The organism is Formosa sejongensis (assembly GCF_033447105.1).
Lineage (GTDB): Bacteria > Bacteroidota > Bacteroidia > Flavobacteriales > Flavobacteriaceae > Formosa.
Window position 1 is genome coordinate 1 of the sequence record NZ_JAWQUN010000038.1, and the last position, 21621, is coordinate 21621.

General features: G+C 32.5%; 11 protein-coding genes. 5 read left to right on the forward strand and 6 right to left on the reverse strand.

Going from position 1 to position 21621, the window contains the following annotated elements; all coding sequences use genetic code 11:
- Positions 1-611 precede the first annotated feature (611 nt).
- From R6X41_RS19140 to R6X41_RS19155, 4 genes are all read right to left on the reverse strand, one after another.
- A complete protein-coding gene (locus R6X41_RS19140; protein WP_318501969.1) occupies positions 612-1805 on the reverse strand; it encodes a glycoside hydrolase family 88 protein in 1194 nt (397 codons plus the stop codon).
- 14 nt (positions 1806-1819) lie between these two features.
- Entirely contained in the window at positions 1820-3343 is a 1524-nt protein-coding gene (locus R6X41_RS19145) for a RagB/SusD family nutrient uptake outer membrane protein (RefSeq protein WP_318501970.1), read from the reverse strand.
- A 10-nt stretch (positions 3344-3353) separates the two neighbouring features.
- Entirely contained in the window at positions 3354-6359 is a 3006-nt protein-coding gene (locus R6X41_RS19150) for a SusC/RagA family TonB-linked outer membrane protein (RefSeq protein ID WP_318501971.1), read from the reverse strand.
- Positions 6360-6572: 213 nt separating this feature from the next.
- On the reverse strand, positions 6573-10751 hold the full coding sequence (locus R6X41_RS19155; RefSeq protein ID WP_318501972.1) for a hybrid sensor histidine kinase/response regulator transcription factor: 4179 nt from the start codon (positions 10749-10751) through the stop codon (positions 6573-6575).
- A gap of 330 nt (positions 10752-11081) precedes the next feature.
- Between R6X41_RS19155 and kduI the strand changes: the two genes are divergently transcribed.
- From kduI to R6X41_RS19170, 3 genes are read left to right on the forward strand one after another with little or no spacing between them, the layout of a single operon-like run.
- On the forward strand, positions 11082-11924 hold the full coding sequence (gene kduI, locus R6X41_RS19160) for a 5-dehydro-4-deoxy-D-glucuronate isomerase (RefSeq protein ID WP_318501973.1): 843 nt from the start codon (positions 11082-11084) through the stop codon (positions 11922-11924).
- Positions 11925-11940: 16 nt separating this feature from the next.
- A complete protein-coding gene (locus tag R6X41_RS19165) occupies positions 11941-12729 on the forward strand; it encodes a gluconate 5-dehydrogenase (protein ID WP_318501974.1) in 789 nt (262 codons plus the stop codon).
- A 4-nt stretch (positions 12730-12733) separates the two neighbouring features.
- A complete protein-coding gene (locus R6X41_RS19170) occupies positions 12734-13921 on the forward strand; it encodes a BT3233 family polysaccharide utilization protein (protein WP_318501975.1) in 1188 nt (395 codons plus the stop codon).
- A 161-nt stretch (positions 13922-14082) separates the two neighbouring features.
- On the opposite strand, the gene R6X41_RS19175 is transcribed toward R6X41_RS19170, so the two are convergent.
- Entirely contained in the window at positions 14083-16506 is a 2424-nt protein-coding gene (locus R6X41_RS19175; protein ID WP_318501976.1) for a glycoside hydrolase family 2 protein, read from the reverse strand.
- A 23-nt stretch (positions 16507-16529) separates the two neighbouring features.
- Positions 16530-18197 (reverse strand): hypothetical protein, encoded by a 1668-nt coding sequence (locus R6X41_RS19180; protein WP_318501977.1) that lies wholly within the window; start codon positions 18195-18197, stop codon positions 16530-16532.
- Positions 18198-18905: 708 nt separating this feature from the next.
- Between R6X41_RS19180 and R6X41_RS19185 the strand changes: the two genes are divergently transcribed.
- Positions 18906-20693, forward strand: coding sequence for a cation:proton antiporter (locus R6X41_RS19185; RefSeq protein ID WP_318501978.1), 1788 nt, complete (start codon positions 18906-18908; stop codon positions 20691-20693).
- Positions 20694-21157: 464 nt separating this feature from the next.
- Complete coding sequence (locus R6X41_RS19190) at positions 21158-21343, forward strand: hypothetical protein (protein WP_318501979.1); 186 nt, start codon at positions 21158-21160, stop codon at positions 21341-21343.
- Positions 21344-21621 lie beyond the last annotated feature (278 nt).

Here is a 21621-nt window from a genome sequence, read left to right on the forward strand (position 1 = left end):
TATAGTGTTTTAACAGCGGTGTCTTTCTTGCACGATTGCAAAATAAAAACACAGGTTAAACACATTAAAAATTTTAGTTTCATATTAATTTTTGAAATTATATTAGGTTAAGGCTTTGTGATTGCACAATATATTGAATCATAAAGCCTAAAAAATTTATGCCTGATGGGGAAAAACCGTCATTACCAACGGTTGAAATTAAATAGTACAAAACACACCTAGAATATTAGTAAATAATTAGACACAAGAAACTTCGACTATCGGCTAAAATGCTAAAAAACAAACTTAGCTAGCCTATATTAGACAATGTATTAAGTTGCTTTCCCATCCCCTTTTCTGATCTTGAAACCACTAAATAGAATTCCATTGCATTTTGCATAATTACATTTACACCTTAATTCTTTTTAAAATTTCAAATTATCCTTCCAAAAATAAATTAATACTATAAATTACGTATGCTGTACTGTGCTGTATACTCCCATAAACTCTGACTTACTGACGTTTCAACTGAAAGAAAAATACTTTTAACCTAAAGTAAATAGATTGATCATTTCATAATCATAATCAATGACAGTATTATTGAGCTTAATCATAGTATAATCGCACAGTAATTATAAATTTAAATTCTGTTCCCGTAATAACGCTTCCAAAAAGTAATAATCGGCATACACTATTGGCTCATCAATCTCATCATTTTTAGGCCAATTTCCTGTACTATGATTTAATAAAAATGGCCCCATAACCTTATCATTCAATAAATATGCATCTGAATTTAGAATGTTTAAAGTCCCGTTTGCAAAATCAAGATAGGTTTCTTTTTCAGTAAACGAATATAATTCAAATAAAGCTGAAGTTATGAGCGACGCTGCCGAAGCATCTCTAGGAGAATTAGGTATATCTGGATCGTTAAAATCCCAATATGGAATACCATCTTCGGGAAGATTTTCATGTTCCATATAGAATTTTATGGTATGTTCGGCTTGTGCCAAATATGCAGGATCTTTTGTATAGCGATAGCACATGGTATAACCATAAATTGCCCAACCCTGACCTCTAGCCCAAGATGAATTTGTATTAAAACCTTGGTGCGTATCTTTAGTTTTTACGTCACCAGAAATTGTATCGTAATTCACGACATGGTACACACTTCCATCTGCCCTAAACTGATTTTTTAAGGTTGTATTTGCATGTTGTACGGCAATATTATAATAAGTACTATCTCCTGTAATCTTTGTAGATTCAAACAATAATTCCAAATTCATCATATTATCTATAATCACAGGAAAATCCCAAACGTCTTTATTAAAGTCCCAAGAACGTATAGATTTTACATTACTATCATAACGCGTAATTAAAGTTTTTGCACTTTCTACAATCACGTCTTTATAGGCTTTATTATCTGGCTCTACTTTTAAACCTTCACCAAAACTGCAATATATTTTAAAGCCCATATCGTGGGTTCTATCATTCTCTTTTTGATTCTCCATTAAAGCCGTCCAAGCTTTAGCTTTTGTGATGTAGGCAGTATCTCCTGTAAGATGATAAATTTGCCATAAATTCCCTGGGAAAAATCCGCTTGTCCAATCTTTTGAAGGCACTGTATGAATTTCTACTGGATTTAAAGACATGCTCCTGGGGAAGCTATCTGCCCCAACAGGATAATCTAATAGTTGTTTAAATCTTTCCTCTAAAGGTGTTTTTAAAGTAATTTCGCTACTTTCTTTACTGTTTTTAGTCTCAGACTTACACCCTGTAAACAGGAATGTAAGTCCAATAACCAAAACAAAATAATTAAATTTAGTCATAATACATTTTTAAATTAATAACCTGGATTATTAGGTTGTAAATTAGGGTTTCTAACCAATTCTGGACCAGGTAAAGGCAACAAATAATCTCTATTTGCATCAAAATTTGGTTGTGGCTCTAGTCCACTAGTACCAAAAGCTTCATTACCTATGTTAAGTCTTTTAATATCGTACCAACGTTTAAATTCAAAAGCTAATTCAGTTATTCTTTCATTAATAATAACATCTCTTAAATCATCTTGAGATAAACCTCCGGCAATATCCATAGGGTATGTCGACGGTGTGCCTGCTCGATTTCTTGCTCTGGCACGAAGCCTATTTACGTAAGAAACGGCTTCGTTAGAACCTGGATTAATTTCATTTAAAGCTTCAGCTGCAATTAATAAAACTTCAGCATAACGCATTGGAATATAATTATTACTAGATTCCCTCCCATTATTTCCTGCAAGTCCTGCATTTCTATAATATTTAGCTATATGTGGACGATTAACAGCTAAATCTGAATAGGCCTCAAACTCTGTATAAGGATATACTACACCTTCATTTGATGTTGCTGTTGTATCTAAACTAACCGCTTTTCTGTAATCTCTACCATCCCAATCTTGATACACTTTTAAACTAGGTACAGCTACACTCCAACCTTCTCCATAATCATGGGTTGCATCTCCTCTAATCCCTGTTACAGAAGCCACATAATCTTGACCATAACTACCAACTCTAGTTTGACCTACATAATCTATTGTAAATAACGGTTCTTTTAAACCTCCCGTTTTGTCTGAGTTAAATAAATCCTGAAAATTCGGTTCTAAAACTAAATCGAATTTACTTTCATTATTAATTACAAACTGAGCCTCTTCAGCTGCTTTTTGAAAATCTGATCTCGTTAAATACACAGATGCTAAATATGCAGCAGCAGTTGCCTTGGATGGTAACGAGCGTGCGACTTGAGTATCTGGCAACCATTCTTTTGCAAATTCTAAATCGGATATAATACCTTCATAAACTTCACTTTCTGGAGTTTTAGAAATCTCATCTATTTCTGCAGCATCAGACACTGCAAAATCAATGTATGGAATATCACCAAATAAACGCACCAAATGGAAATATGTAAAAGCGCGTACAAAATATGCTTGTGCAACTACAGCATTAACTTTCTCTACATCATCATCTATTAAACCACTATTAGAAATGGCTTGATTGGCAGTACCTATAATTGCATAAGATTGCGGCCAAAAACTACTTACCATTCCATTATCATCTCCCATTGTGAAGTTGTTTACTTCAACTCTTCTTCCTGAAGTTCCTTGATCTCCAATATCTGCTAAATCACCTCGTAATAAAAGTGTTAATGTTAATTTCCTTCCCCAATAGCTTTCAGTTGTAATCCCTGCTAAACTTCCGTTTACGACCGCTTGTAAATCTTCGGTGGTTTTAAAGAATGATTCTGGCGCTAGAATTCCTACTGGATTTTCTTCTAAATCTGAGCAACCTACAAAAGCTAGAATTGCTAAAAACAGTGTTATTTTATATTTTTTCATGATTCTCATATTAAAATTTAAAGTTTAAGCCCATTGTAAATGTTCTTACATTAGGATAGCTACCATAATCCAAACCAACATTTGTATTACTTCTTTGATTATTGTTGTTTCTATAATTAGCTTCTGGATCTGCTCCTGGATAATCTGTAAACGTAAATAAATTTTGACCACTGATGTAAATACGTGCCTTTTGGATATTCGCTTTTCCTAAAAGACTTTCTGGTAAATTATAACCAAAAGACAAATTTTTAAGTCTTACATAACTTCCATCATAGACATAACGAGATGTAATTCTTTTTTCACGAACTGCAGGTCTTGGAATATTAGTGTTAGTGTTTGAAGGTGACCAGGCATTAACCATATCGGCAGTTGCATTTGCTGCTCCAGATCCTAATTCTAACAATGTATAGTTTAAAATTTCACCACCTACTGATGCTTGAAAGAATAAATTAATATCGAAGTTCTTATATCTAAAATCGTTATTAAACCCTAAAGTATATTCAGGTGTAGGATCTCCAATAATTTTCCGATCTGACGTAGAGATAGATCCATTCCCATCTATATCTGTAAATAATTCTCCTCCAGCTTCAGAGTCACTAGACAAAGTCGCTGTACCTTCAGGAAGATCACCTCCTTGATATACACCTCTGTACTCATATCCGTAGAAAGAACCTACAGATTCACCTTCACGTAACACTTGAGTTTGTTTCTGTAAAAAATGTCCTGGAGCAGAATCTATAAATAAATCTTCTCCATCTGGTAATTTTACCATTTTGTTTTTATTCGTAGAGAAATTAAATGTTGTAGACCAAGTGAAATTATTGTTTACAATATTTTTTGAATTGATTGAAAACTCAAAGCCTTCATTTTCTAATTCTCCAATATTCTGAATTTGAGATGATACACCTGAATATTCTGGAAGTGGTCTTGCGAATAATAAATCTTCCGTTTTAATATTATAATAATCAAATGTAAACTCGAATCTATTGTTAAACAATGAAATATCGACTCCCAAATCTAATTGCTTAGAAGTTTCCCATTTTAAATTATCATTAGCAAAATCTGTTAACACAACACCATTTACTTGTTGATCTCCAATTACAGTATATACTGGCGAAAATTTAGCTAAAGTCTCATACGGAGAAATTGATGGATTTCCTGTTGCCCCATAACTTGCACGCCATTTCCAATTACTTATTGTATTACTATCTTTTAAGAAATTTTCTTTCGCCATGTTCCAAGCTATTGCTCCAGAAGGGAAAAATGCATATTTATTATTTTTACTAAAGTTTGATGAACCATCGCGTCTTGCTGTGAACGTAAAAATATATTTACTAGCATATTCGTAATTAACACGTCCAAACAACGATACTAATTCCGATTCATTTAGAAAAGATATCGGTTGGATAGTTACCGCACCACCTTCTAAATTTCTATATGAAACTTCGTTAGTAACAAAACTTCTAGCGCCTGTAAGACCTCCTTCATACTTGTTTTTTTGATAAGAATAACCGCCTAATAATGTTAAGTTATGATCTCCAAAAGTTTTTTTATAAGTTAAATAATTTTCAGAAAGCACATTTGTATCTCTACGATTTTCGAGAGTTGCTTCACCTCCTACACCTGCTCCTGCCAAAACTGTTGTTGGATTAAACATCCCGATTTGAGTGCTTACAGAGCTAAACCCTAATGTCGTTTTAAACTCTAATCCCTCAATAAACTCATAAGCTGCATAGAAATTAGTTCTGTATGTATCTACAGATTGCTCATCAATAATTTCATTGGATAATGCATAGGGATTATCAATATCATCTCCTAAAGAATTAATTGTATAGGTACCGTCTGCATTATAAATTCCTAAATCTGGGGCAAAACGATAGGCCGATGAAATAACATCTCCTCCACCAGTACCACCAGTTTGAGCTTGCGTACTTACACCATCTTTATTTGCTCTACCTCCAAAAACATTTAATCCAACTTTAAACCTATCGGTTATATCTAAATCTACATTACTTAAAACGGTAAAACGTTTCAACGAACTATTCATTACCACACCATCTTGTGAGAAATAATTACCAGAAATATAATATTTAGAATTGTCTGAACCTCCAGAAAAAGCCAATTGTGTAACCGAAAGACTTCCAGATTGGTAAATTTCATCTTGCCAATCGGTATTTGCAGGACCTTGAACATAGTTCTCCGAGTATGCAGATCTATAAGCTGCGAATTCATCTGCATTCATTAAATCGATAGTACTATTCACGCTCTGGCTAGAAAAAGATGTATTCAATTCCAAAGTTGGTTTATTAGAAGTTCCTTTTTTGGTGGTTACCATAATAACTCCATTCGAACCTCTTGAACCATATATTGCAGTTGCCGAAGCATCTTTTAAAACTTCCATAGATGCAATATCATCTGGGGCAGGCATGGTTGCTCCAACAAAACCGTCTACCACAATTAAAGCATCACTGCTCGCATTAATAGACGTCCCTCCACGAATTCGCACCTTTATTGGCGCTCCTGGTTCACCACCATTATTAGATTGAACAGATACACCTGTCGCTCGACCTTGCAATGCTTGTTCTGCACTTAAAGTTGGATACGCTGTAAGTTCTGCAGATTTAACTGTAGACACAGATCCTGACAAATCACTTTTCTTTACTGTACCGTAACCAATAACAACAATTTCTGCCAGTTCATTCTCGTCTACTGCAAGTTTTACAGATAGACTAGCCTGAGTACCTACTGTTACATTTTGAGTAATATACCCTAGATAACTAAAAGCTAATACTGCACTGTTGTTTGGGACTTGAATGCTAAAATTCCCATCAAAATCTGAGGTCGTCCCCGTGGATGTGCCTTTTACTAAAATGTTAACACCCGGCAAAGGCATCCCATCTTGGGTTGATGTTACAGTACCTGTAACATGTTTTTCTTGTGCTTGTACATATGCTCCTACTAACATTAGAAACATAAACCCAAAACACTTCAATAGTTTGTTTGTTTTTGAAATCATATACTTTGGTTTTTGTTTGTTAACTAAAATAGATTGCCATCAAACTAATCATGATAATGATCAAGACGAGAATGATTTCAACAGGTTCCATTTTAGATTTATTGAATTTCATGTAACAAATGTAGAAACCAAAAACGTTGTAATAATTCAAAAAAGGGTGTAGAAAAGTTCAAATAAGGCTTATAAACCCCTTATTTAATAGGGATTTTAAGTTTATTCCAAATTATCTGTAGAAAATCGCTTTTGATACTGAGAAGGTGTTTCATCAAATTTTTTATGAAAACACTTGCTGAAATATTTCGGACTTTTAAAGCCAACTTTATAACTTATTTGAGAGATATTAATTTTATTAGTCTCTAAAAGCTGAGCAGCTCTTTTAAGTCTAATTTCTTGAATAAATTCATTTGGCGTGAAGTTTGTCCACACTTTTATCTTACTAAAAAGGGTCGTTCTACTAACCCCTAATTCTTGACTAAAAGAAATGACATCAAACTGTTCGTTAGCTATATTCTCTTCCACAATCTGAAATGCTTTTTTAAGTAGCTTTTCATCTAAAGATGATATAGTAATTTCACTAGGAGATAACTCATTCATTTTAGAAAACTTGTTTTTTAATCGCAAAGCGTTATCTAAAATATTTTTTATTCGCAACTGAAACTCCTTGATATTAAAAGGTTTACTAATGTATTCGTCTGCACCGCTTTCTAAGCCTTCAAATTTATAGATTAAAGAACTTCTAGAGGTTAATAATACAACTGGGATATGGCTAGTTTTAATATCTTCTTTTATTCGAGAACATAATTCCGTACCTACCATTTCTGGCATTATAACATCACTAACTATAAGATCTGGCAAGTTTTGCTGAGCTAATTTTAAGGCTATTTTACCATTCTCGGCTTCTAAAATATTATAATCGGTACTTAATAAATTCTTAATAAATACGCGTAAAGGCTTATTATCTTCAACAATTAAAATCGTTTGTTTATGATCTTCTGTAATTAAGTCTTCAATATTCTCTTCGCTAATTACGTGCATTTCGCCTAACTGGTTTTCATATTGTGTAATATCATCACTCAATTTAAAATCAGATAATATTTCTGAATCTTCCAAGTGAGCTCTACCAAGAGGGAGAGTTACTCTAAAAATGGTTCCTGTCTGGGTTTTATCTTCTAGAGAGATAATACCTTTATGAAGATTAACAATATTTTTAGCGATAGAAAGTCCAATTCCCGTTCCTTGATTATAGCTTTTTTGCGGTTGATTATGGATAGGCACTTCAAAAAAACGATTAAAAATCATGTCTTTATATTCCTCGGCTATTCCTACTCCAGAATCCTCTATGTCTATAAAAATATTATTTAAATCTTTAGTTATCTTAATTGCAATACTCCCTCCTTCTGGTGTATACCGAAAGGCATTCGAAATTAAATTATAAAATACACGTTCTAATTTAGACCGGTCGTAAAACACATTTATTGATTCTTCTGAAATTTCGAGAGTGTATATATACTTGCCATTTTTAGCATACTCACTAAATGAAAAATAAATCTCTTTTATAAATTTTACAATATTACCTTCTGCTGCTTGTAAATTAAATTGGTTATTTTCTAACTTTCTAAAATCCATTAACCGATTTATTAACTGTAGCAAATGATTCGCACTATTCTCTATAACCAATAATTTTTTATACATTTTATTACTGCCTTTATAGTCTTGCAAAACTTGTTGCAACGGTCCTAAAATTAAGGTTAAAGGTGTTCTAAATTCATGAGAAATATTCGTAAAAAACTGCAATTTAGCTTGGTTAATCTCTTCATTTCTCTTTTTATCGATAGACTCTAATTCTAATTCATGTTTTAATTTTTCTTTCGATTTTAAAAAATTTATTAATGCCATCATGGTAATACCTATAAGTAATGCATATAACGAAAATGCCCACCAACTTTTCCAAGGTGCTGGTCTTACTTTAATTTTTAAAATAGTTGGCTTATTATTCCAAACACCATCATTATTAGCTCCTTTAACTTCAAAAACATACGTTCCAGATTGCTGTATAATATAATTAGCTTGGTTAGAATTAGTATAATTCCATTCCTTTTCCAATCCTATCATCCTAAACGCATATTGATTATTTGTCGCATTTATAAAATTAGGAATTGCAAAATTTATAGTAAAATTGGCTTTATCGTATGGTAATTCTATGTCTTTAGTAAAGACAATATTTTTATTTAAAACAGCATCTTTTCCTCCAACAATTACGGATTCGTTTTTAATTTTGAAATCTGTAAGAATTACTTGTGGACTATAAGAATTGACACTAATTTTTTCTGGATCGAAAGAAGTAACTCCTTCTGGCCCACCAAAATAAAATTGGTTATTATTAAAATTTAAACTTGAATTATCGTTATACTCATTACTAACTAAGCCATCTGTTTGATCATAAATGTTGATGTCTTTAGTTTCCTCATTATATTTCACTATTCCATGATTAGAACTTAACCACAAATTTTGATTCCGATCTTCTAAAACAGCATGCACAGAATTTATAAAAACACCATCCTGATTTAAAGACACATTATCAAACGAATTTCCATTAAAACGATAAAACCCATTAGCTTTCGTCCCTACCCAAATAGTATGTTTACTGTCTTCAAAAATGGTTAAAATATCAACTCCTGAAACAATATTCGAATTAAAAAAGAATCGTTTAACAGGAACATTTACTTTATTAATATCTGAAAGAGATACTAAGTTTAATCCACTTTGTGTGCCAATCCAAACTCGTTTTTTAGAATCTATTAATAAGGAACGCGTTCTGTTATTGGTAAGTGAAACGTTTTCATTTTCTCCAGTAGTAAGCTGTTTGTATGTTTTATTAATCGTGTTATATCTAATCGCTCCGGAACCAAACGTACCTAACCAAATAATAGAATCATTTTCTTTTTTGGAAATATAAATACTTGACTCTTTTAATATACCGTCTAGTTCTTTTGGAAAATTAGTGGCAGAAATTTTTTTCATTTTATAGTTATACACAAACGGCTCCGAATTGAAGCTTCCAACCCATAACTCATCATTAATAAGTGTTAGCGACTTTATATAATCACTTAAAAAATCTTGAGTATTTCTAGTATTTATATAAGATATTTCATCTGTTTTAAGATCTAACTGTGTTATTCCTCCGCCCTCAGTACCAAAAAAAACGAGACTATCTTTACTTGCTGTAATGGAACCTACAACATTATAACTTAAACTATTTGTTTTCGTTAACTGATTATAATTAATAAAATTAGAATTCGATTCGTCCCAGAGGTGTACCCCTCCATAATAACTACCTATCCAAAAGGAGCCCTTATTATCAATGAAAATAGTTTTAATTTTACTTAAACCACTAAGCTCATTTGGGTTATTAGTTAGGTTTTTGAATTCACCATTGGGCTTTAATACCGTAAGGCCACGAGATGTTCCCAACCATAGATTATTGTTTTTGTCGAAAATTATTTCACGAATATCTTTGTCTATATTTTTAAATTCGGAAGAATTATGAAAAGAAAATAGTTTTGAAGAATTTGCATTGATTTTATACAATCCGCTATTTTTTGTAGCAATCCATATATTATGATCTTTATCTTCTATAATATCTTTTACATATAATTTATAAGGCTTTTCAGAATTGCTTTCACTATAATTTATGTGTAGAAACTTAAACGTTCCGTTTTCTCTTGAAATTAATTTACAAAGACCATTTTCTGTTCCTACCCAAATAGTTCCATTCTTAGCCTCATAAATGCTAAAAATAAATTTCCCTGGTAAACTATTTGGATTACTATTATCTGCTAAAACAGATATAAACTGTTTAGTATCTTTATTATATATCGCTAACCCATCTAAAGTTCCAATCCAAATTTCATTTTTAATTTCCTTTATTTTCCAAATTGTATTCGATGGTAAGGATGTAGATTCATTAGAATGAAAAAAATGCTCAAAGCGATTAGTAATAGGATCATACGTGTTTAAACCATTATAAGTTCCTATCCAAAGTTTACCTAGAGAATCCTGTTCTAAAGATAAAATATCGCTATTACTAATTGATGTGGAATCTTGAGGGTTATTTCTAAAGACCGTAAAGGAATTACCGTCATATTTGTTCAATCCATCACGCGTACCTATCCAAAGTTGTCCTAGATTATCTTGTTCAATTGCAATAACAGAACTTTGAGAAAGCCCATCTTTAGTGGTTAAAGATTTAAACCGATACTTACTTTCTTGTCCCTTAAGTGTAATCGAACTTAAAAAAAGAAAAATGAATATTAAATAATAGTGTTCACGCATAGATAAATATAAGTCTGACTTCTTAAAAGTATATAATTTAGTTTTGAAAGAGTTATTCATGACTTCAAAGTTATAAATTCTGAAACATATTTATCTTCCATTTTATTCTGATTAATATTTAAATTCTTAAGAGTTATCTTCTAAAACAATCTATAAATTAATAATATTTATAGGTTTCCTAAAACATAAACATTCCATATTTAACTGAATTAGAATCATTAGATTTTAAATAAATATCAGACTGTAAATTTATAAAGTCTAAGTATGTTTATAGTACAATATTGGGGTGTCAATAGTTCAAACAACCAACTATGCAGCCAGAAGTCTCAACGATTCAATAATTTTAATTTAATTTTATATTCTTATAATTAAATGAATAAACGAATCACAATGAACACAAATTACGAAACACGATACGCTTCAAGTCCGCAAACGGTGAAAAAATACGACACTCAAAAATTACGAGACGAATTCCTGATTGATAATTTAATGCAAGACGGAAAAATCAATTTAACCTATACACATTACGATCGTTATATCGCAGGTTCTGCAGTACCAACTTCAAGTGCTTTAACGCTAGAAACTATCGATCCCCTAAAAGCAGAATTTTTCTTAGCGCGTAGAGAATTAGGAATTATTAATGTTGGTGGAAATGGTACTGTAACGGTAGATGGCACGAAATACGAGATGGGTTTTAAAGACGCATTATATGTAGGTATGGGAATTAAAGACGTTGTGTTTGCAAGTAATGATGCAAGTAAACCATCAAAATTCTATTTAAATTCGGCACCTGCGCATACAAACTTTCCAACAAAAAAAGTAAGTAAATCTGAAGCGAATAAAATTGAATTAGGGTCTTTAGAAACTGCAAATCACCGTACAGTAAACCAAATGATTATTGGTGGTATTGTAACGACTTGTCAATTACAAATGGGGATGACAGAGTTAAAAACGGGAAGTGTTTGGAACACGATGCCAGCTCATGTTCACGATCGTAGAATGGAAGTGTATTACTACTTAGATATTCCTCAAGATCAAGCGGTTTGTCATTTTATGGGAGAACCTACAGAAACACGCCATATTTGGATGCAAAACGATCAAGCTGTAATTTCTCCACCATGGTCTATTCACTCAGGTTCAGGAACTTCTAATTACACATTTATTTGGGGAATGGCAGGAGAGAATTTAGATTACAACGATATGGATGTTGCAAAAATAACTGAATTAAGATAATTATAAAAGTAATACGATGTCAGTAAATTTATTTGATTTAACAGGTAAAACAGCCCTAATTACTGGAGCTGTTCATGGTTTAGGAATGGCTATGGCTAAAGGATTAGCAAATGCAGGAGCTACAATTGTAGTTAACGATTTGTCTAAAACAGCTATAGATAATGCTTTAAAGGAATACAAAGCAGATGGTATTGATGCACATGGTTATGTATTTAATGTAACCGACGAGGCACAGGTTATTGCTGGTGTAAAACAAATAGAATCAGAAGTCGGTCCTATCGATATACTTATCAATAATGCAGGTATTATTAAAAGAATTCCTATGATTGATATGGAGGTTGAAGATTTTGCAGCTGTAATTAATGTAGATTTAATTTCACCTTTTATCGTATCTAAAAATGTTGCAAAAGGTATGATTGAAAGAGGTGGCGGAAAAATTATTAATATTTGCTCTATGATGAGTGAATTAGGTCGTGATTCTGTTAGTGCTTATGCTGCTGCAAAAGGTGGTTTAAAAATGTTAACTAAGAACATGGCTACAGAATGGGCTAAATTTAATATTCAAACTAACGGAATTGGACCTGGATATTTCGCAACATCTCAAACAGAACCAATTCGTGTAGATGGTCATCCATTTAACGACTTTATCATTAGCAGAACACCTGCAGCAAGATGGGGAAATCCAGAAGACTTACAAGGAGCAGCTGTATTCTTAGCTTCAAAAGCAAGTGATTTTGTTAACGGTCATGTGGTATATGTCGATGGAGGAATTTTAGCTACTATTGGTAAGCCTTCAAACGAATAATATTATGAAAAATGTTTTATTATGTTCTTGTGTAATCGCAGCTTCATTATTTACAAGTTGCGATTCTAAAGAAAAAGAAAGTACCGTAATTACTGTAAAAAATGCTTTAGAATTATCTCGTAGTTTCGAAACTATAGAGATTTCAAGAGCAGATGTAATATTAAATGAAGGAGAGCAGTTTGAAAACTTTAGTGTTCAAGATGTCGAAACTAAGGCTATTTTAACGTCTCAATATGTAGACGAAGATCTAGATGGAACGGTAGATGTGTTATTGTTTCAACCTGAACTTGCTCCAAATTCAGAAAAACAATATCAATTAATTAGTTCAGAAGGTGTAACCGCTCAAGACACAATTGCGTATTGTTATTCACGATTTGTTCCAGAACGTACAGACGATTATACTTGGGAAAACAATAAAGTTGCTTTTAGGACGTATGGTCCCGTAGCTCAAAAAATGGTTGAAGATAGTGTTCCAGGAGGAACGTTATCAAGTGGAATTGATTTATGGTTAAAAAAAGTAGAGTATCCTATTATTAATAAATGGTATGCTAGAAATGCAATTAAGGCAGGAGAATATCATATAGACTATGGTGAAGGTTTAGATAATTTTCACGTAGGATCTAGTCGTGGAGCAGGAGGTTCTGCTGTAAAAGTAGATACATCGTACTATATTTCTAGAAATTTCACAGACTATAAAACCATTACAACTGGTCCAATAAGAACGAGTTTTGTATTAAACTATACCGATTGGGATGCTAATGGTGAAACGATTTCAGAAGAAAAACATATCTCTTTAGACTATGGAAATAATTTATCTAGATTCGAAATTCACGTTAACGGAACCGATGAATTATCTATCGGACTAACGTTACATGAAAACGACGGTACGATTACTGAAAATGTAAAAGAAGGGTGGATTTCGTATTGGGAATCTGAATATTTCGATTCTGAATTAGGAACTGCTATTGTTGCAGCTAAATCGGATATGGTTGCTTCAGATTATTATGTAACCAGCGTTCCAGATCGCAGTAACTTATACAGTCAGATTAAAGTAAATGATAATAAAGTGGTATATTATGCTGGTTTTGCATGGAAAGAGTCTAAGCAATATCCAACAAAAGCATCTTGGGAGAATTACTTAAGTGAGTTCTCAGAAAAGATTAATTCACCTCTTGAAGTTACTTTTAAATAACTATTAAAAGATTCTAGTACTAAAAAAAGGCTCAAAGTAAATTTTACTTTGAGCCTTTTTTTACACTCTATAAGTCAATTCATTTTACAAATAACAAAAAAGCGAGTTAGACACAAATTGCCCAACTCACTTTTAGCTAACAAAACAATCTAACTTAATATCTATTCTATTGTTAAATAGGTTCCTTTAAAACTCTGATTCATAACCATCATTTCTAAAGATTTATTTACTGAATTTCGTTTCACTTCTATAGATGCTTTTCCGTTAGCCATAGCAATAGATTCACTACCTGTAGGAGTCCCTTGACTTTTTAGAGTTTCACCTCCAGAAAGACATTGAAAATACACTCTGTTTTCATAATCTAAACAACGTAATCCATCACCATCGTAAGCAGTAGCTGTAATTAAATAATTACCGTTTTCTAAAATTTCAGATTCTAATTTTAAACCCACAGCTTTACCATTTTTAGTGTATCTATAATTAATACTTAATTCGTCCTTAACATCTTTACTTTTTTCTGTTTTCCCAACAGCCACAAGCTTATTTTCTCCTTCATCAAAATTTAACTCCCAATTTAATCCTGCCGCAGGAAAGACTTTCGTATCTCGTTTTTTAACACCTAAACTTTTTCCATTTAAAAACAACTCAACCTCTGGACAATTACTATACACGCTAATGGTGCGACTTAGACCTTCAGGACCTTGACGTTCTGTCCAAGTGTGCGATTCTATATACGTAAACGGGTCGTTACTCCAATAACTTTTAAATACATAAAAAGCATCTTTTGGATTTCCAGCACGATCTACTAATCCTTTTTGATTCATATAAGGAATATCATTTTCTGGTCGTAAAGGCGTTCCAAAATCCTTAAATGCCCACTGAACATTCCCTACAAAATCTTCATCATTTTCACTTATACGCAAATGCCAATCGAATAAATCGACTATATAATTTTCACTCCAATCCCCTATTTGAGCTATATTAGCAACATCGGTTTGCACAATTTCTTCTTCCCAACCATCGGACTGAATATTACCTTCTCCAGTTATTGGATTTTCGGTATGACGCCCAACATGACTTGACCCTCCATATTCTGCATGTAAAAAGTGAGGATATTCTTTTTTATACGTATCTATAGCTTTTTGGTAACTCTTATAACTTCCAGAATACCATCCTGACCAAATTGAAGGTGAAAATACATCTACAATATTGGATCCTTCATAATACTTACGAATCGCTGTTTTTCTATACGGGTCTAAAGTGTGTGCTAGTGTATTTAATTCCGTTAAAAATGTATTCATCTTTGTTGGGTTATCACCATCTTCAAAATCTGGCAACCAATACATTTCATTTCCTAAAGACCAGATAATAATACTTGGATGATTATAATTTTGAGTAATAATTTCCTCTAACATGGTCTTTGTATTCGTCTTCCAGACAGCGTTACCAACACCACCACGACACCAAGGTAACTCGTCCCACACCAATAAACCTAGCTCATCGCATGCTTTATAAATTTCTGGATCTTGAGGGTAATGTGCCAAACGCACAAAGTTAGTTCCCATTTCTTTTATAAGCTCCATATCGGCTCTATGCTGCATATTACTCATCGCTGCACCAACACCGGCATGTTCTTCATGTCTATGCGTTCCTCTTAATAATAACCGCTTTCCATTTAGATAAAAAGCACCATGATCTTTAAATTCAAACCATCTAAAACCAACGCGATCAGTCAACTCATCTATAACAGCACCTTTATCTAATAATGTTACTTTTAATGTATATAAGTTCGGGTTTTCTGTATCCCATAATTTTGGGTTTTTAATATTTTTAAAATGAATTTTAGCAGTATTATCTTTAACACTAAAAACTGAAGATTGCACTTTTCCCCCATTAGGGTCTATCAATTCTGCCTTGATTTTGAAATGCTTTTGGCCTCCATTTTCTATAGAAACCGTTGCCAATAATTCAGCTTGTTTAGCCGATACCTTTGGCGTAGTAATCTGTAATTTAGATAAATGTTTTATTGGTAAAGTCTCCAACCAAACATCTCTAGTTATACCCCCAAAAATAAAAAAATCACTTTTCTGAGATGGAATGACTTCAGGATCATAACTATTATCTACACGAACCAAAATCTCATTATCGCCTGATTTAATAAACGTTGTAATATCTATAGTAAAACCAATATATCCACCAATATGCTCACCTGCTTTTTCACCATTTACATAAATCTCACTTGTTATATTAGCACCTTCAAAATACAATTGATATAATGTATTAGATTCTATATTTTGAATATTTAATTGCTTTTTATACCAACTTCCGTTCCGTCTATATCCGGGATCTAAATCGGTAGCATCTAAAGCATTCCAGGTGTGTGGTAAATTTACATTCTCCCAATTACTTTGATTTAGTGCTGTTTTTAAATTATCTGTATCGTTTTCTAAATACGTCCAATTTTCATTGATGTTTACTTTAGTTCGGTTAGGCGTTTCTTCATTATTTGAAGACTCCCACGAGCAAAAAGTTAAACAAATAAACAAAAGGCCTATTAACTTAATTATGTTGTTTTTAATGTTCATGAATAAATGTGTTATAATAAATATTAATTATTTTTTAATCTCTTTTTTAACTGATAGGAATATAATGATGGAACTTCTTTTAAAGACTTATTAATAAATTCTATATAAGCATTTGGTCCGTAATCAATTTTAAACTCATGATTCCCTTGCACACCTATAATCCGGGCAAAAGGGCCATTATCCATACCATTTAATAACACAACATTTTCGTTATCCAAACCACCTTCTATACTTACATTAATATTCCAAAACGTATTATAAGCACCATGAGAAGGCTTCCAGTATCCAGCACCACCTCCTTCAAACAATGGATAACTTCCTTCTATTTTCGGATTCACATGTACCTTAATATTATCGAATAAATTCTGATGATTAGCTCCAGAATGTTGATCAAGAATGGGATCTACAAATATTTCACAATCGGAATACACACTTTTAGTTGAAAATGTATTGAAGCTTAATGGATGTACTGCTTTATTGTAAACTTTAATTCCCTGAGCCAAAACATTGTAGGTCGCTTGCATCATTACTGTATAATGTGCAATGTTTTCACCTGTGGTAGTAATGTTTTTAAGGGTCACATTGGCTATTTCTTCAGTTATAATACCGCTATCGGCATTTTCAATTATAACATTTCTTACCCAACTATTAAAAATACGGGTTAAATACAATGCATTAAAGCCAGGCTCTACATGGTGTGCTACACGAGGTGACTTTGGGAATGTGATTTTTAAATCCTCAATACCAACTTCTTCTAAATGTTTCCATGCCACTAACTGAGCTTTATAATTTGGTTTTATATCAATAGTTAACGGACTATTAATAGTAACTGTATGGCCAGAAATCGCCCAAATAGTAACCTGCTGTTTTACCAAAGGTAATTCTGGAAAATTCCAATGATGAGACCCTACTTTTACATCTTCATTTTTATATAAATCTGTTATAAGTTCTCCCTTTTCTCCATCTTTATTAAAAACCTGAAGCTCTACAACATCTCCAACTTTTAAGGCTTTCATTTCAGAAACTTCAAATGAGAATGTACCTCGTTTTGCAGATTCAATTTTACCTAATACGTCTTGCTCCTGTTCGTACTTTTTAAGATAAGATTTCACACGAACACCTGGTACTCGCGTCCAAATAAAACCACCTGCCCAAGCATATTGCGTAAAAGGTAAATCTATATTATTCTCCTTTTCTTTTTGCCGTTTATCAAATTCAACCAAGTACTCCCTAAGTTCTTCGAGTGCTTCGGGATCCTTTACATACATTAAAGGTCTTGGGTAATACATTTCTGTTCCTCCTTCACCAGTTCCTGCACCACGTAATACAAAATGGCTTCTTTCTAAATAAAGAATATCGCTAAGAATTATGCGCCCCTTTGGAAGTTGTAGCACGACATTTCCCTGTATACTCGAAACTGCTTCTAGTGCTTTTTGTAATGCTTTGGAATCGTCTAATCCATCATTTGCTATTACGCCATAATCTGTTGCCAGAACTATTTTTTCTTTTAATCTTGGAATAGATTTTTCACCATTATAATAACCTGCAAAACTAAAATCTGGCAAATAATTTTTATCATTCATTTTTTTATTCTGAAGAATTTCAGGAATACCCTGAGCCCAACTAGAAATATTACAAATTAAAAAAAGTATGAAAATGGAAATAAATTTATAAGGTCTATTATACGTCATCCAGCAAATATTTATATTATGGGTTACAAAATATTCAACTACGAAATTAATGCAAATCGTTAGTTTGCAAGTCCCAAAATAGGGATATAATCGTTCAAAATACTGGTTTAATAGCCATTAAAAAAATGTAAAATCATGTGTTAATGTGCATATTGAATGAAGAATAAGCCATTATGGATTTTAATAGATAGTGATTCTGACTCGTGATTTAAAGTCATTCACTAATCATCACTCAGTTATAAAATTCATCGTATATCACTTACGATTCATTTTATAGGAAAATTATGAATACGTAAATCTATAAAAAAACCTGATGAGTTGTAATCTGCTTTTTTCAGGCTTCCTTTAATTGCCAATAAAATCACAGATTACATCTAAAATACTAACAGTCCTTCGTTCTCAATTAGAAATAAATTACAATGACCAATCTATTTTGAGGAACAAAAGTTATGTCTGAACAATACAGGTAAAATGTACCGTAACATCACTCATCTTTTAGATTAATAAATATCTATAATTTGAATGGTGTTTTTTTAAACAATATACTTTTTATTAGTTACAATATTTACTCCTTATTGTAAAGACAAAACTTACCGCTTTAACTATATAATCAAAATCTAACACATAAATAAATGCCTTATTTCTAGATTGTTAAAAAAAAATCCGATATTTATGATATTTCATTATTTACAATAAACTAAGAATATTATGGAGGGACTTGACATTTTAAACTTATTCATTGTATTGCTCGCTGCTTGGGGAGCTGGAGCACTAGCTAAACGTATTGGATTCCCATCAATTTTAGGAGAGTTATTGGTAGGTGTTATTATCGGTCCCCCACTGCTCGGTCTTGTAGAAGCCTCAAGTACTTTGGTTATTTTAGCAGAAACCGGTGTTATCCTTCTCATGGCATACATTGGCATGGAAATAAACTTTAAAGACTTGGGTAAAGCCTCTTGGGCCGGACTTCTTGCCGCCGTTGGGGGGTTCGTTGTCCCTTTTGCTTTGGGATATTTTGTGATAACGCAAACTGGTGGTACAACTATGGCAGGAATGTTTGTAGGTATTGCAGTTGGAGTCACTTCTTTAGCTACTAAAAGTCGTATTCTTGTTGATTTGAATTTATTAGATACACGTATTGCCTACGTTCTAATGGCAGGAGCTTTAATCTCCGACACCTTGGCTTTAATCATTTTTGCCGGACTCTCTAGTTTTATGGATGCTGGAGAGGTAAATATGACTGAGATTTTACTCATTACTGGTAAAATAATATTGTTTTTTGCTTTTGCTACTGCTTTTGGAATTTATGGACTCCCTCGAATTGGTAAATGGATGGCAAGCCGAAAAATAAAAAACAGAACAGCATACTTCACCTTACTATTGCTTATTATTTTTGGACTTTCAGAATTGGCAGAACTTGTTGGCCTTCATGGTATTTTAGGCGCATTTATTGCTGGTATTTTTATAAAAGATGGCGTTTTTCATGATAAAATAACAAAAGACATTACCCAGGTGTATCATGATGTTTCCATAGGTTTTATGGCACCCATATTTTTTGTTACTGCAGGGTTTCATGTCACTTTAGATGTTTTTAAAACAGATTTAGAACTATTACTATTAATTGTTGGTGTCGCTTTTGTTGGAAAAATTATTGGAACGGTTTTGTTTTATTTACCAAGTGGTAATGGTTGGCGAGAAGGATTAGCTGTTGGAACAGGTATGAACGGACGTGGAGCTGTAGAAATTGTTATTGCAGGTATTGGTTTACAAAAAGGAATTATTACCCAAGAAATATTTTCCATACTCGTTTTTATGGCTATTACAACAACGCTTTCTGTTCCTGTGCTATTAACTTGGACAACAAATTGGTTAAAAAAACGAGGTGAATTGGTTAAGCAATTCTCTAGACATGGATATGTTATTCTTGGAGCAAACCCTCTAGCTCTATTACTAGGTAAGCATTTATCGAAAACAAGTAAAGTCGTTTTTATAGATGCCAACAAAAGCATTTGTGAACATGCAAAAAATGAAGGATTCCAATGTGTTCATGGCAATATTTTAGAGGAATCTACTCTAAACGAAGCAGCTATTAAGGATTTTAGAACCTTTATTGCTCTAACTGTAAATAATGAAATAAACTTGTTGGCATCACAATTTGTTAATGACGTCTGTTTTATTCCCGAAAAATTTATAGTCATCTCACCTAATAATGGTCAAGGAGGAAACATTAATCTTGTAGATTCTGTCTCAGCTTCAACCTTATTTTCTAGTAGAGTAGATTTACAATCATGGATACAAACAGTACAAGATGGGAACTATAAAGAGATTGAAATTACTGTTAGAGAAAAAATAGCAACACGTGAATGGATTAAATCGCAGCTCAGCAAAAACAACAAAGTACTTCCGTTAGTCATTGTAGATAGTGCAGGTAACAAACGTCCTTTTAGGTACAGTGATACTATATCTGAAGATGAAAAAATAATTTATATTGAATAGCCATGTGCTATTTAAAAACTATATGTATTTGGGCTATTGCATTATCAAACGATAGTGAATTTGGATTAACATCATCTATTTTCCCTATGAATTTCAACAAAGTGATTGCTTACTTCTGAAGCGTTTAATTTTGTAGAAACTTATATTAAAATACAATATTTTGAAGCGATTATTAAAGGATTCCACGTAGGATGAAAAAAAAATCGGGATTAGGTGTTGTAGATGGTATGGAAGAATATGACTTGTCCGGAATAAAGGCTACATAATTTAACACAATTATGTACAAAAATGACAAAGTAATTAGACGTGACATTGAACCTTTCAAATTAAAAATTCTAGCCGAACTTAGTGCAGGATAACATACAAAGAGTGAACTTTGTAAACTCTATTCTATTGCGACTACTACTGTGAACGTATGGATTAAAAAATACAATCGAACAGACTTAATGAACACCAGAATAAAAGTGGAAACAAAAGACGAAATATCTAGAATCAAGTCTCTACAAAAAGAGATTGAACAACTTAAAAAGTTACTTCTTAAAAAGGATCTAGATGCTATGATAGAAGAATCCTATCTAGAAGTAGCCGCAGAAGACCTAGGTTATAAATCTATTGCTGAACTAAAAAAAAAGTTAAGTATAAAGCCTTAATTAAAGCTAAAGAAAAGTCTAAGGGTTTTGCTTCTTTAAACACTATAACTCATTGTTTTGGACTTAAACGGGATGCCTATTATAAGCATAAAGAAAGAGCTGATAAACGTTTAAAACTAGAACAACAGATTATTGAGATCGTTAGTAAAAGACGTAAAACCCTTCCTAGAGAAGGCGTGCGTAAACTCGAAAAATCATTGAAAGACGATTTTGCCAAAACTAACTTAAAAGTCGGGAGAGATACTTTATTTAAAGTCCTTAGAAAATATAACATGCTT

Bases quoted from the DNA above. Each gene is read 5' to 3' on its own strand.
- R6X41_RS19140 (WP_318501969.1), bottom strand. From the start codon at position 1,805: ATGACTAAATTTAATTATTTTGTTTTGGTTATTGGACTTACATTCCTG.
- R6X41_RS19145 (WP_318501970.1), bottom strand. From the start codon at position 3,343: ATGAAAAAATATAAAATAACACTGTTTTTAGCAATTCTAGCTTTTGTA.
- R6X41_RS19150 (WP_318501971.1), bottom strand. From the start codon at position 6,359: ATGATTTCAAAAACAAACAAACTATTGAAGTGTTTTGGGTTTATGTTT.
- R6X41_RS19155 (WP_318501972.1), bottom strand. From the start codon at position 10,751: ATGAATAACTCTTTCAAAACTAAATTATATACTTTTAAGAAGTCAGAC.
- kduI (WP_318501973.1), top strand. From the start codon at position 11,082: ATGAACACAAATTACGAAACACGATACGCTTCAAGTCCGCAAACGGTG.
- R6X41_RS19165 (WP_318501974.1), top strand. From the start codon at position 11,941: ATGTCAGTAAATTTATTTGATTTAACAGGTAAAACAGCCCTAATTACT.
- R6X41_RS19170 (WP_318501975.1), top strand. From the start codon at position 12,734: ATGAAAAATGTTTTATTATGTTCTTGTGTAATCGCAGCTTCATTATTT.
- R6X41_RS19175 (WP_318501976.1), bottom strand. From the start codon at position 16,506: ATGAACATTAAAAACAACATAATTAAGTTAATAGGCCTTTTGTTTATT.
- R6X41_RS19180 (WP_318501977.1), bottom strand. From the start codon at position 18,197: ATGACGTATAATAGACCTTATAAATTTATTTCCATTTTCATACTTTTT.
- R6X41_RS19185 (WP_318501978.1), top strand. From the start codon at position 18,906: ATGGAGGGACTTGACATTTTAAACTTATTCATTGTATTGCTCGCTGCT.